Here is a 14,280-nt window from a genome sequence, read left to right as displayed (position 1 = left end):
ATAACCACATTCAAAATGCAAAAAAGAAAAAACGTACCATCTTCTCCATGAAAGATTTATTAGAAAAATGGAACGAAGGTTAAGTTTTTGGATCAGACTGTTCGCCATCCGAGATATAAATGATGAGGCCGAATATAGCAAGTCCAAGCAGGTAGAACGAGGAAGAGGCAAAAGAGTATTTATACACAAAATTCATTTTTATTTAATGAATAATTGCTAGAAAAGTAGCATAAAATAATAGTTTATGTTAATTTGCATTTTGCACACACTAATATGGATGATGTATAATATATATAGAAAGTACATATAAAATAAATAAGACCGAAGGTGCGGCAACACCCTCGGTCGTGCAATAGACGGTTCCCTTCAAGGGGGATCGACAGTAGGCAGAAAATAATCCACCCAGTCGTCATCAACTCAAGGGTGGATTATTTCCTTTGATGATATGACAGTATCGAAACGATCAGACTTGCGAAAGTTATCGCAAACATCAATGATTCAAATACTGTCACCGGCACCACCCCCTTTCTATAGGGGTAGAACGCCGACCACCCTTGAGTTTTCCGTGCTATTGCGCTTTTATTATATCACATTTTAGAAAATTTTTCTATAAGAAACGAACGTTTGTTTTGGTTTTATTACATTGTTCATTAAACAAAATGGTTTAACGGCAAACAAAAGATAATAAGAATTATCTTTTCAGCTTGTCGGCTTTATCGACAGCCTTCTGCTTTTGTTTTTATTTTCCCAAAGTATCTGTTTCTTCTTACCTCCGTATGTTCTGCTTTTTTCTTTTCATTGGGTCGACGGTGGACGCCCATTTTTTCAAATTGTGGTCAGCACAAATTCCCCCATTCCACTGTAATTTTTAGGAGCTATCTTAACAAAAAATGCTGGTTTTGCTTGATTTGCCCAAACACCGGCTCGTTTTCGATATTTGCTAGAGCAGTCACTTTAGAGCATACATAAAAAATGCTGTAGTTCATCGGGATGTGAGAAAACAGGGATTAGCGAAGAATGAAAAAATATTATCCTTAAGACATAATGCTGTAATATGGAAAATAGGTTTTACAATCATCTTTTTGATTATAAAGGAAGTTTGCTCCATCCATTGCGAAAAGATAGGCCTGCCGCCTATCTTTTCTGTGTACAGTATTTAGTAGGATTTAATTTTTGCTTCAAATTGTCTAAGCGTTAATTGATTTAGCTCTGGAAACCCTTCTTCTTCCAAGGAAATGGTTTTTCCTTCATAAACAGGATAGACCCCTTGCCATCCCCCGACAATGGTATACAATTTTGTTCCTGGAACAGGTTTTAGGAAACAAAAATATCGCCCCTCTGCCATCGGTCCTGGATAAACTTTGTTGTTAGGATTTAAAGGATCAGGAAGGGGTTCAATACCGGTTGATAACACGGTGATGATTTTGCCGCCGGTCCCCTTTACATATTTGTCGACATGAAAGTTTTGAACAAAATTGACGAGCTGCCCGCCTTGTACCGATTTATTTAACGGCTGTTTCTGAAAAGAAGTGTCAAACCAACCATAAGCAATTAATGTTGAGCCGCTTACTAAATCCTTTAAATTTGCGACACGCTTGATATTTACTACTTGCTTTGGAATGGCAACATGCTGCGCCTGAACAGGTAAATGAAACGCAAATAGCAAACATAGACAAATGAAAAACTTAGACCATCCTTTCATTCCATCACCTCATAATCCATCTTGGTTGAGCGTTACTATTGTTTGACAAGCTTTCCCGTTTTATACATGTTTCTGTTGTCCTCTTGATGAAAAACAAACCAATCTGCATGTAAACGAGTTTATGTATGTCTCCCGCTAGCAGTGCTTCAATATTCGGCGATGGCGAAGCGAGATAAAAATATAATATTTTAATTCTGAATTAAACATAATAAATATTATGTTACATTGCAAACTTCTCAATAAAATCAATCCATGGAAACATCAAGAGGAATGATAAGCATATCATTAAAATGTCATGTTGCCATTTTTGAGACAATTCATAAATCAGAAGAAAATTACGCAATCTTCATTTTACAACGCTAATGCTAATCATGTATAATACATATAGAAATTCCGTATAACTAAAAATAAGACCGAAGGTGCGGCAACACCCTCGGTCGCGCAATAGACGGTTCCCGCCAAGGGAGATCGGCAGTATAGGGAGAAATAATCCACCCAACCACCGTCAACTCAAGGGTGGATTATTTCTTTTGATGATGTGACAGTATTGAAACGACTAAACTTGTAAATGCTATCGCAAACATTAACGCTTCAAATACCGTCATCGGCATCACCCCCTTTCCGTAGGGGTAGAATGCCGATCCACCCTTGAGTTTCCCGTACTATTGCATTCTATTACACAATATATTTAGTAGAAATTAAAAACAGAAGATAATAAGAATTTTTTTGTTTTTACGAGGGGATTTTTACACCATATTGAGTGCTTCACCTTTTACTGAAGGAAATTTATCTTCTGATAAAGCATTTCTTAGTTTCACGTGTATTTGATATACACAGTAAATCAAGAGTGACATTTTTGTTTTTTTCAAGTATCTTCTATATCGGAAAATAAGCACACCACCACTTCCCCACGTTGTGTCGCTCCCGCCATGTGATTTGGGTTTACACTTGGAAAGCAGCTGCATATTTCTGCTTTTTGTTTTATCGAACTCCAGTGATTTTTTTGATATAAAATTTTAGTTTTATAAAAATATTTTAATTTTGGATGTTATTGATTAAAATGGATTTGTTTACGACAATTATCAAAAAGGGGTGTTCCATGGTGGGATAAGTGAGTTGCAAAAAGCGAACAACTTCCTTGAATCGTTTGACCGATGCACAACTTAACGGCTCGTTGTTGGAAAGATTCCGTCACGATGCGATGGGACGGAAGCGCGGATGAAATCAGTAAACGTAAACAAGCGAGGGCAGCGTCGGCGTTTTGCGGAAAGTCCGCTCCATAGGCAGGCCATGAGATCGTTTGGATAACATTTCGTTATACGTCCGAAGCAAATCGATAGATCGGGCAATGAGGCGGGAGGAAAATCTCCTTGGATAAGAACGTCTAGTAATTTGTGAAAAACTGAAGAGGCATGCAAAATTTCCTCCATAGTTTATGGTTTAATCACCTTTACCATACAGGAAATTCCGCTTTTAAAACATTGAGACTGCCGCTCTGTTAGACACCTATGCATCGCTTCGCGGCACCACCGATGATGATTCCATGGGAGATGAAAGAAGTCTTTATCTTAATGTGAATATCGCAAAGCAAAAACTCCAAATTCTGTTTTATATGCTTGAGATTTGCGTTTTCTCATAATGTCTGCTTAAAAGATCTGGTGCTGTTAAGTAAACGAGTCCGTTTCCTTCCAACGTTTTCGGAAAACCTAGCGGCATTGTACGTTTGATTAATTGAGCATAGAGCTCAGGTTCGGTAAGCTTTCGCCCAAATTCTTTTTCCGATAATTGCTTGATTAAAGCCAAAGCGCCTGAAACATGAGGAGTTGCCATTGATGTGCCGCTAAAAACAGCGAATTTGCCGCCTGGAATGGTGGAAAGAATTTTTTCCCCTGGTGCAACAACATCGATTTCCTTATTTGAATTAGTAAATCGAGATATTCGACCATCAAGGCTGACGGCCCCGACGGAAATAACTTCATTGTAGGCTGCCGGATACGAAAGTTCTTCCGTTCTTTCGTTTCCGTCCCCTTCATTTCCTGCTGCACACACAACTAAAATATTGTTTTCAACAGCTCTTTTGACTGCTTGATGTAATTCCGGCACATCGGAAGGACCACCTAATGACATGGAGATAATATCTACTTTTTGATCAACAGCGTAGTGAATAGCGTTTACAATCCATTCATATTTGCCAGTTGCTGATCCCGGATTGTTTGGATCATTTGCCAACACTTTTAAAATCAACAGTTTTGCTTCAGGAGCAACGCCAACTACACCTTGGCCATTTTCTGTTGCGGCGATCGTTCCAGCCACATGTGTGCCGTGACCGTTATAATCTGAATAATTATCAGCATCACCGTTGTCATCTGTGGTAAAGTTTCTTCCGCCAATAATTCTATCTTTTAAGTCAGAATGATCTTTATCGCATCCAGTATCAATGACAGCAATCACGATGTCTTTGCCTTTTATGCCTTCTTTCCAAATCTCAGGTGCTTGTACCATATTGACGCCTTCAGGGATTTCCTTGACATTCTCAAGCTTTTCTTCAATCGTAAACGGAATCAAACGAAACATATTTTCCATACCAATCCCTCCTAAAAATTGAAATGGCTAAAACAGGTACAACTCCACCAACACCCAAAAACAAAAATCTGAATTTTATGTAAATTATACCACAGACATGTCCCACCAAATAGATACTTTAGTTTGGTTTTTGATGATTTGTTTTATAGTCCAATAGTTTCATAAATTAGAATATTTTACAAAAATCTGCAAACTACAGAACGAAAATCCTTCCTCCAAAATCCAGCGTTAAACGAAAGTGTTAGCAAATTTTCAGTCTATCAGTTTTCTTTTCTTTCATTGTCTCGTGTCAATCGGGTGTTCTCGTTTTCCTTTGCCATCTCTTGAAAAAACATTGGGTTATGTCTTACCAGAACTTTACTTATGCCATATGACCCACTTTTTGAATAGATGAAGAACATTGACCATGCCGCAAACTTCCAATGAAAAAACAGCTGCTGATTCCCTAAATCGTCTCCCTTGCATTTCCCCACTAACACCAAACTACCAATCCTAGCTGGGCGCACAAAAAACAATGGGATGGCATCACCCATCCCTTTTTTCTTACTCTCCATTTATTTTCGCCATGCTTATTTATTTCTTGCTCCATTTTGTATCCACTTGAATCCCTGCATCAAGCAAAAGATTTAATACAGGGCATCTTTTCTCAACTTCCTTTTTCAGCTGCTCAACTCTCTCTTCACTTTCTTCAGTTTGTATATTCACTTGGAAACGAACCTTTTGGAAATGTGTGCGAACTCCTTCTTCCCCCATTAGTCCCCGGGTATCAATAATGCCTGTCGCTTCAAAATCAATTCCTGAGAAAGTAAACCCTAATTCTTTCGCAACTAATGGAATCATCACTCCATTACAACCATTCAGAGCAGCAACTACATATTCTAATGGAGTTGGCGCTGCATCAGCCCCACCTAATTCTGCCGGTTCATCCGTAGAAAAAGTTGGAAAATGCCGCACAGAAATATTAGTTTTAACACCCGATTCCCACTTGCCTTTAGCGGACACTTTAAACAATGTAGATGCTTGAGCCATGTCCTCTTCCCCCTTTAACCAAGTAAATTTATCAGAATTAATTAAATTATAAAAAATTAATAGTTAAGTGTAAAGAAAAACTTTACAGTCACCATTGGCCTTGTTTTCTGAAGCAAAATTGTGTTTTAACAAAAACCAAAAAATGATTGATTGCAAAACAATCCGACCTTTATGCAAGTACTTGACAAACGCAATGTTAGAACACCTTGGTTTGCAAATTTGTTGAAAGCGTTATCATTATAGTGCAATTTGAAAGGGCAATCGGTTAATTGATTGATTTGCTGTTTACTTAAAATTTCCTTTTGTTTCCGGAATGATGAAGCTCCCCAACAGATACAAAAGGAAGAGAGCAATAAAGAAATACGCCAAAGATGATGGAATATCCGACGTTTGACGGCTGGCCATTGTTACGAAAGTCGGCATCATCCCACCTACGGCAAACCCCATATTCCAGGACAGCCCAGTACCTGTCGAACGAATAGATGTAGGAAAACGCTCATTTAAAAAGATCAGCACAGGAGCATATGAGCCATTCCCTAAAAACGCCAACCCCATTGCATAGAGTGTAATCATTGTCAAATCTTGGGCGTCTGCCAGTTCTGTATACAAGTACGGAAGAGCAAACAGATTTACGATGCCTAGTAAAATGAACGTTTTCTTTCTGCCAATAATGGTGCTCAAATGACCGAGAACAACAGCAGCAACCATCGCAGAAATACTGCTTACCATAAGAATTATAGAGGATACGGTCTGCGGGATATTATTAATTACTTTTAAAAAGGTAGGCAAATACCCGCAAGTTAAGTAATAGGCTGAGCCACCGCCGATCACTATCATTAAATTAACTAATAAAACCGACAAATATTTAGTGAATACCATTTTCACCGGAGACTGCTGATATTCCGGTTTCGTTTCTTGCTTCTTCTTGTGCTGCATCCATAAAGGAGACTCCTCAAGCTTTTTGAATACGAACAGTCCGAGAACAGAGCTCAATATGCCGGTAAAGAACATGAAACGCCAGCCCCACTCACTGAATTCCGGCCCAGAGAAAACACTGGACAAAACAAAATATACAATGGAAGCCAGCAATGCACCAAGAGCAGCACCGCCCCCGCCGACAAGGCCGGACATCAATCCGCGCCATTTCTCCGGAACGGATTCCGTACCAATCGTATGAGTGGAGGCAACGACTCCTCCGACAAATACACCTTGGACTAAACGAAGAATAATGAATATGATCGCTGCAGCGGCACCGATTTGAGCCACCGTTGGCAACGCTCCAAACAGTGCGGTAGAAATCCCTACACCAGACACGGCCACAACCATTGCCCGTTTCCTTCCATTGCGATCAGCATAGGCACCAAAAAGCGCTGAGCCGAGCGGGCGCATAAACAGTGTAACGGCGAAAGAAGCATACACAGCGGCCAATGAAAGTGTCGGTTTATCTGTCGGGAAAAACAACTTTCCTAACTCAGGCGCAACATAGAGCAGAATAAAGAGATCATACAAATCCAACGACCATCCCAACAGGGACGCCATAACGGCTATTATCATTTGCTTTCTACTAATCGCTGCTACCAATGCAGAAGCTTGCTGAACGGGTGTCTCCATATTTGCACTCATACTGCCCCGCCTTTCTTGTATATTTTTCTAATTTTCAGTTAATTTTAACTTCAGGAAGCGGAGCGGATTCCGCTTCCTGAAGCTTTCGGCTTATTTGCCTTTAAAGTTCGGCTTTCTTTTTTCCACGAATGCCGATACACCTTCTCTGAAGTCCTCCGTTGTACGGAGCAATCCATATGCTTTTCCTTCGATTTCAAGACCTGCGCTAAGCGGTGTTTCATAAGCTGCATTCAATACTTGTTTACATACTTTTAGCGCAAGTGGCGAAAATTTCATCAGTTCATCTGCAAGCGCATGGACTTCATTTTCAAGCTCTGTTTTTGGAACCACTTTTGTGATAAGCCCCCATTGATATGCTTCATCTGCTGGTATTCTTCTTGCTCTCATAATCATATCTTTCGCGCGCGTTAATCCAGCGATTTTTGCCACCCTCTGTGTCCCGCCACTTCCAGGAATCATACCAAGGTTCATCTCTGGCAGCGCTAAGAGTGTATCATCAGCAGCAATGCGGAAATCACAAGCCATCGCAATTTCCAGACCAACTCCAAATGTATAACCTTGCAGTTGAGCAATCACCGGCTTTGGAGAGCGTTCTGGTGCTGCAACATTTACAGCAAGATGGGAAAGTTCTTCCGGATGCACTTCCATAAATTCCGGAATATTTCCTCCTGCGCTAAATGCTTGAGTCCCTTCTCCTTTAATGATGATGACGCGAACATCATCGTCTTTATTTAACTCGTCAAAAATTTCGGAAAATTGGGAGCGCGCAAGCATGCTGATATAGTTCATTTTTTCTGGACGATCGAAAACAATAGTAGCTGTCTTTTTCTCCCGATTTTTTTCCACGCGAATGTGATCATATTGTTTTACTGCTTCCATCATTGGTTCCCCTTTCTTAATATTTAGTATTTTTAATAAACTACTTTCTCATTTATATAAAGTTCAAATTCTCCATTTCTTATATTGCGGCGGAGAATTTTCCCAACCGGGCTTTTTGGTATTTCTTTAATAAATACATATTTTCTCGGGCGTTTAAAGTTGGAAAGCGTCGTATTGTTTTTACAATAATGGTCTAGTTCCTGGCATGTGAGCGATGGATCTTTTGGCACAACATAAGCAGCTACAATTTGCCCCCAGCGCTCATCTTCTTCACCGATGACGGCCACTTCCTGTACTTTCGGATGTTTTGACAAAACATCTTCCACTTCAATCGGATGAATATTTTCTCCGCCGGAAATGATCATATCGTCTATGCGCCCAACAACATATAAATCTCCATCTTCATCCAACATGCCGAGGTCCCCGGTAAAATACCAACCATCTCTAATCGCTTTTTTAGTAGCATCTGGCCGATTCCAATAACCTTTAAAGCTTTCAGGAGATTCAATATTGACAATGACTTCACCAATTTCCCCTTTTTCAACTATATCTTCCGGTGTTGATTGGCCATTAGGGTCGGCTTTAACGAGGCGGATATTTTGATGCAATCCCGGTTTTCCTGCACATCCTGGCTTTTCTGCAACATTCGGGTTGATCGTAAACGTGTAAATTTCTGTACTCCCATAATGATTAATAAAAACTTCCGGTTTCAACATTTGCACGCATTTCTCCGCTAAAGCGGTTGTCATTGGTGCACCAGCATAGCCGATTTTCTTCAATTTGGACAAATCATAATTATGAAATTCCTCATGATTTAAAATGTCATGATATAATGTTGGCACTAAATACAGCGCTGTGATTTCTTCGCGTTCTAATAATTCAAGCGCTTCTTTAGCATCAAAATCAGGTAAAATAACGTATTTACCGTTTAAAAACATGATCGATAAAAGGGATCGCATGCCCATCGTATGATAGAGTGGCATTGTGCCCAATGTACTTTCTCCGTCTTGATATTGGTTTTGAATAATATGGGCAAGCGCTGCACTGTACTCATTTTTATGGGTCCGCGGCACCCCCTTTGGTTTTCCGGTTGTGCCAGATGTATAAAGCATGATAGCTACATCATCGGCATGGATCACCGGTTTTTCAAAGCTTTCAGGACTTCTGTCGACAAGCTCATTATAATAAATGTCCGCCCCTTCCACTTCTCCAACACCAATCAGGATCGGCTTTTGCTGAAAGTTTGCTTTTAAAACGGATTCTTGGCTGGCACTTTCATATACAACAGCGGTCGCTTCTGCATCGTTTACACAGTACTCGACTTCTTTCACAGCCAGACGGAAATTGATTGGCGTGTACACCGCTCCAATTTTTTGAAGCGCCCAGTAAATGACCATATTTTCGAGGCGGTTTTTTAACAGAATCATCACGCGGTCATGCTGCTTAATGCCAATTCTTTGCAGCGATGCTGCTACTTTCGTCACTTCCTTATGAAACTGTCTGTACGTATACCTTCTGTCGCCTTCTACAACAGCGACCCGGTTTGGAAAGCGTTCGACAGCGAAATCGAACATCGTGACAAGATTCATTTCGTCATCTCCTTTCCGCTTCGTAAAGGTGATTGCTTTCATCAATTGTTTTTTGAATCGCCTTTATAATCCCTTCATAGCCCGTGCAACGGCATAAATGCCCAGATAGCATTTCTTTTATTTCCTGAAGGGCTGGATGCGGATTTTTCTGCAGATAGTCGGCTGCTGACATTAGAATACCCGGTGTACAGAACCCACACTGAAGGCCGTGACATTCAATGAAATTTCTTTGCAGCGGCGTCAGTTCACCATCTTTTGCCAACCCTTCTACCGTTGTTATTTCCTGTCCGTCTACCTGTACTGCAAAGATAAGACAGCTCCTGACAGCCGAACCGTTTAATTGGATCGTGCAAGCACCGCACACACCATGCTCACAGCCTACATGTGTGCCGGTGAGACCGCACGTTTCTCGCAAAAAATCGCTGAGCAACATCCTAGATTCGACTTGTTCTCGATATTTTTTTCCGTTTATTGTAACTTCAATTTCATGAACGCTCATTATGTTCCCCCCTTGCCCGCTCATAAGCTGTTTTTACTGTGCGCACTGCCAACTTTTTCGCAAGGTATCTTCTGTAATCGGCGGTTGCATGCAAATCTGATTCCGGATTAACAACTTCATCAACAATATCGGCAATTTTATTAAGAAGCGAGGCAGACAAATACTCTCCTTCCATCAACCCGCTTGCCTCTGTAATCAATAATGGCACCGCATCAACGCCTCCCAAAACCAATCTGGCTTTGGCAATGCGGTCCTGACTATCAATGGACAATTGACAGGCAGCGGCAACGAGAGCAAAGTCACCATGGCGCCGTGAAATTTCATGAAATGAATATCCCACTCTTCCTTCTGGTACTGGAATATGAATTTCCGCCAGCAACTCATTCGGCATAATATCGGTTGTTAAATAAGTGACAAAAAAATCCTCCACGTTTACTTCCCGCACTTCCTCTTTAGAAGCGATATGAAGTGTTCCACCGAGCGCCATTAATGACAGAGGAATTTCAGCGGATGGATCAGCATGAACAATGCTTCCGCCAAACGTTCCGCGATTTCTCGTCTGAACGTGGCCGATATACGGGACAGCTTCACTTAGAAGCCCCAGATGTTTACGAACTGCATCGGACATTTCAATTTCAGTTTGTCTCGTTAACGCGCCGATTTTCATTTTGCTGCCGTCAAACTCGATAAATTGCAAATCTTTCAACTGGTTAATATCAATTAAATATTCAGGTGTGGACAATCTCATGTTCATAATCGGCACAAGGCTTTGACCTCCGGCAATTATTTTTCCATCAAATCCTATTTCTTCTAAAAGTGAAAGTGCTTCCTCTACAGTTTTCGGGCAATAATAGTCAAATTTTGCCGGTTTCATGAATCTCCCCCCTTTCTGTCTCCGTCTACTTAGACGGATTGTTCGCTTTTAGCCAGTTCTTTATTAAATTTTTTAAAGAAATCTTGAATGATCAACTTAGCAACACCGTTTAACATTCTTTGGCCGACCATCGCTACTTTACCGCCAACTTCAGCATCATACGTATACTGCAACTCCGTTGTGTTTTCATCAATCGAAATAAGGTCCACCACCCCAGTTGCCTCAACACTGCCGGGGCCTCCTTCCCCTTTTACAATGAGCTTGTAATGGTTCGGCTTTTGAATATCAGCAATCTCAATGGTTGATTCATATTTTCCTTTAACAGCTGCAATTCCGATAGACAATACTGCTTCATATTTGTTCTCTCCAACCGTCTCCAGCTTCGTACACCCCATAATACAGTTTTTTAATGCTTGTGGATTAAGCAACACCTCCCACGCTTTTTCGATTCCTGCATTCAATGCTACTTTTCCGCTTCCGTTCATGCTAATTCCTCCTGTTTTATGGAACGATGAATAAGATTCCATATTTTATTAGGCGTTACAGGCAGTGAATCAATGGTCACTCCGTATGGTTTCAACGCATCGTTAACTGCGTTAGCAATGACAACAGGCGCACTCATGGAGTTCCCTTCTCCAAGACCTTTTGCACCAAGCGGTGTAATTGGCGAAGGTGTTTCAATATGTTGGATAGTCACTCTTGGTATTTCTGTTGCTGTAGGACATAAATAATCCATAAATGAGCCAGTTAAAAACTGTCCTTTATCATCGTAGACGAGTTCTTCATACATAGCGCCACCAAGCCCATGCACAAGACCTCCTAAAATTTGCCCATTGGCGATAAGTGGATTTAACAATTTACCAGCATCATGGACAGTGTAATAATCCAAAATATGGATTTCGCCTGTTTCCGGATCGATTTCCACCGTCACTAAATCCGCTACAAAACCATACGTAATCGACGAGTTAATAAGGTCATTATCATCCGGCGGCTCTGCCTGAGCTGTGTAATAAGCTGTTTCATAAATGCCCGGCTCCATTCCTTTCGGCAAAGAAAGCGGATTCCAATGTGCTGATCCTGCCACTCGTTTAATGGATATAGATTTAGATGGATCCGTTTTTGAAATAATTTGACCATTTTTCATTGTTAAATCATCTTCGTCAATCTGTAAAAAGTGTGCTGCAATTTTAATGATCTTGCGCTTTACTTTTTGCGCCGCGTAGTAAACGGCACTGGAGCCAAGTGATGCAAAGCGGCTTGAATAACTTCCAGATGCGATGGACCATGCGCTTGTAGCTGTATCGAGTTCAGCAACAACGTTAATTTTGTCATGTGGAATGCCAAGTATTTCTGAAACAATCTGGCTTGCGACAGTTTCATGCCCTTGACCGGTAGGAGTGGTACTGATGCGGACATTTACATTTCCCATCGGATCGATCGAAATCGTCGCCGCTTCGGTACAACCTGATTTTGGCAATCCCGCTTTCCTTTCTTCTGGAGTCAAGGCAATCGTAATGTACCCCATATTGGAACCAGATGGTTCAACGATGACCGCTAATCCAACGCCAAGCAATTTTCCTTTCTTTCGTGCTTCCGCTTGTTTTTTGCGAAATTCTTCGTATTTCCCAATTTTCAGCAATAAATCGAACGCTTTTTCATAATCGCCGCTATCATACACTCCGCCAGACGCTGTTTTGTAAGGGAACTGTTCTTTTTTTATTAAATTCCGTCTAATCACATCAGCCGGATCCATTTCTAATTCATCAGCAATCATGTGCATGATCCGTTCAAGAGGAAAATACGTTTCCTGTCCGCCGTATCCCCGGATGAGACCAGTTGGCACTTTATTCGTCATTACTGCATAAGCATCAATCATTAAGTTTGGAATGTCATAAGCACCTGTTGTGTTTGCGTGGTTCCGATATAGGCAGGCAGGCTCTGGCGCCCGGATGTATGCACCGACATTGTCTATCATTTTCATTTTTAAGCCGAGCACTTTTCCGTCATTTTTCACTGCCGCTTCAATGTATGTCACGCGATCTGTACAACTTGAACTTGCTGCCAGATGTTCTTGCCGATCTTCTATCCATTTCACCGGACATCCTGCGAGACGACTGACCACAGAGCAAAGTACGATGTAAGGGAATATCCCTGCTTTAATTCCATAGCTACCGCCGATATCTTTCGGAATGATGATCCGCAGCCGGTTGCTTGGCACTTTCAACGCACTAGCCATAATCGAATGAAGCACAAACGGGCCGTGGAAATTCGCATGAACTGTGTAGCTATCCGTGCTTTCTTCATATTGTGCAATAACTCCGTATGTTTCGACTGGTGTCGCAGAATATTTCGGGAAATGAAAGCGGTGCTTTATAATTCTGTCCGCTTGTTGAAACGCCTTATCAACATCCCCGTAGTGAAACGTCCGGTGGTTGGCGATGTTCGAGCCGACATTTTCATGTAAAACAGGCGCTCCTTCTTCGAGTGCGCGCTCAATGTCTACAACCGGCTCGAGCGTTTCATATTTCACCTTAATTTTTTCAAGAGCATCTTCCGCAATATAGCGGTTTTTTGCCACTACAACCGCTACCGGCTCGCCGACATAACGCACTTTATCCATCGCAATTGGATAGTATTGGACAGGCGCGCTTACTCCAACACTGAAAGGATTTACCAATGGCTGAACCTCTTTACCTGTGACGACACCTTTTACTCCCGGAATTTTTAATGCTTCAGAATAATCGATAGAGACGATCTTTGCGTGAGGATAAGGACTTCTTAAAATCGCCACATGAGCGGTATTAGGCGGTGTTCCGAGATCATCAATATATTTTCCCTGCCCCGTCAGCAGTCTTTTGTCCTCTACACGTGTGACGCTTTTGCCAATCACTTTACTCATTTAACTTTGCCTCCTTCCGAAGAAGCTGCTCATAGTCTTCTGGCGTATCGATATCATCAGGAAATGGTTTATCAATTCTTGCAAACCGAATCTGATTTGCAAACGTTTTTAAAACAGATCTCGCACCTTCATCCCCTGTTACATGAAAAAGATGCGGAAACATCGAGCAATCAAACAGAACAGGATGCCCTCTTTTCGATTGATAGCTTGCTTGAACAATGGCAGTGCCCTCATTTGCTTCATAACATCTAATGACCGCATCGATATCATTGGATGTGACAAGCGGCTGGTCACCGAGTAATACCATAGCAGCAGCTGTTGGAGGCAGATTCATCAATCCCGCTTTTAACGATGTGGACATTCCTTGTGCTGCCTGTTCATTCAAAACTAGTTTGCTCACGCCCGAGCTGGAAACTTCATTTCTCAGCCCGGCAATCTTGGGGTTGATTACGGCCACCACACCGCTTAAACGTGACTTCATGCTTTCATCAATCACATGCCGGATAATGGATTTGCCTTTATACGGCAGCAGCAGCTTAGGTCTTCCCATGCGTGTTGAACAACCCGAGGCTAAGATAATTCCCCATATGTTCTTTCCCATCT

13 protein-coding genes are annotated in these 14,280 nt (G+C 41.4%); all 13 read right to left on the bottom strand.

Going from position 1 to position 14,280, the window contains the following annotated elements; genetic code table 11:
* Window positions 1–1,156 precede the first annotated feature (1,156 nt).
* Window positions 1,157–1,702 carry a hypothetical protein gene (locus AOT13_RS10365; RefSeq protein WP_013401127.1) on the bottom strand — a complete coding sequence of 182 codons (546 nt, stop codon included), beginning with the start codon at window positions 1,700–1,702 and terminating at the stop codon, window positions 1,157–1,159.
* A gap of 521 nt (window positions 1,703–2,223) precedes the next feature.
* Entirely contained in the window at window positions 2,224–2,286 is a 63-nt protein-coding gene (locus tag AOT13_RS21525) for a hypothetical protein (protein WP_472462582.1), read from the bottom strand.
* 1,024 nt (window positions 2,287–3,310) lie between these two features.
* Window positions 3,311–4,285 carry a S8 family peptidase gene (locus AOT13_RS10360; RefSeq protein ID WP_003251350.1) on the bottom strand — a complete coding sequence of 325 codons (975 nt, stop codon included), beginning with the start codon at window positions 4,283–4,285 and terminating at the stop codon, window positions 3,311–3,313.
* A gap of 260 nt (window positions 4,286–4,545) precedes the next feature.
* Window positions 4,546–4,839, bottom strand: coding sequence for a hypothetical protein (locus tag AOT13_RS10355; RefSeq protein WP_232511514.1), 294 nt, complete (start codon window positions 4,837–4,839; stop codon window positions 4,546–4,548).
* 19 nt (window positions 4,840–4,858) lie between these two features.
* Entirely contained in the window at window positions 4,859–5,314 is a 456-nt protein-coding gene (locus AOT13_RS10350) for an OsmC family protein (RefSeq protein ID WP_013401129.1), read from the bottom strand.
* Between the two features lie 285 nt (window positions 5,315–5,599).
* Window positions 5,600–6,937, bottom strand: a complete 1,338-nt coding sequence (locus AOT13_RS10345; protein WP_042385075.1) for an MFS transporter — start codon at window positions 6,935–6,937, stop codon at window positions 5,600–5,602.
* Between the two features lie 90 nt (window positions 6,938–7,027).
* Window positions 7,028–7,816 carry an enoyl-CoA hydratase/isomerase family protein gene (locus tag AOT13_RS10340; RefSeq protein ID WP_042385073.1) on the bottom strand — a complete coding sequence of 263 codons (789 nt, stop codon included), beginning with the start codon at window positions 7,814–7,816 and terminating at the stop codon, window positions 7,028–7,030.
* A gap of 32 nt (window positions 7,817–7,848) precedes the next feature.
* A complete protein-coding gene (locus AOT13_RS10335; protein WP_042385071.1) occupies window positions 7,849–9,405 on the bottom strand; it encodes a class I adenylate-forming enzyme family protein in 1,557 nt (518 codons plus the stop codon).
* Between the two features lie 4 nt (window positions 9,406–9,409).
* On the bottom strand, window positions 9,410–9,904 hold the full coding sequence (locus AOT13_RS10330) for a (2Fe-2S)-binding protein (protein WP_013401133.1): 495 nt from the start codon (window positions 9,902–9,904) through the stop codon (window positions 9,410–9,412).
* On the bottom strand, window positions 9,891–10,778 hold the full coding sequence (locus AOT13_RS10325; protein ID WP_042385068.1) for an FAD binding domain-containing protein: 888 nt from the start codon (window positions 10,776–10,778) through the stop codon (window positions 9,891–9,893). The genes AOT13_RS10330 and AOT13_RS10325 overlap by 14 nt, the downstream gene beginning before the upstream one ends.
* A 29-nt stretch (window positions 10,779–10,807) precedes the next feature.
* Window positions 10,808–11,263, bottom strand: a complete 456-nt coding sequence (locus AOT13_RS10320) for an SRPBCC family protein (RefSeq protein WP_052518189.1) — start codon at window positions 11,261–11,263, stop codon at window positions 10,808–10,810.
* Window positions 11,260–13,677, bottom strand: coding sequence for a xanthine dehydrogenase family protein molybdopterin-binding subunit (locus tag AOT13_RS10315; RefSeq protein ID WP_042385065.1), 2,418 nt, complete (start codon window positions 13,675–13,677; stop codon window positions 11,260–11,262). Before AOT13_RS10315 ends, AOT13_RS10320 begins: the two co-directional genes overlap by 4 nt.
* Window positions 13,670–14,278 (bottom strand): nucleotidyltransferase family protein, encoded by a 609-nt coding sequence (locus AOT13_RS10310; protein WP_042385063.1) that lies wholly within the window; start codon window positions 14,276–14,278, stop codon window positions 13,670–13,672. The genes AOT13_RS10315 and AOT13_RS10310 overlap by 8 nt, the downstream gene beginning before the upstream one ends.
* Window positions 14,279–14,280 lie beyond the last annotated feature (2 nt).

The organism is Parageobacillus thermoglucosidasius (assembly GCF_001295365.1).
GTDB classification, from domain to species: Bacteria; Bacillota; Bacilli; order Bacillales; family Anoxybacillaceae; genus Parageobacillus; species Parageobacillus thermoglucosidasius.
This window is presented reverse-complemented; position numbering and strand designations above follow the sequence as displayed.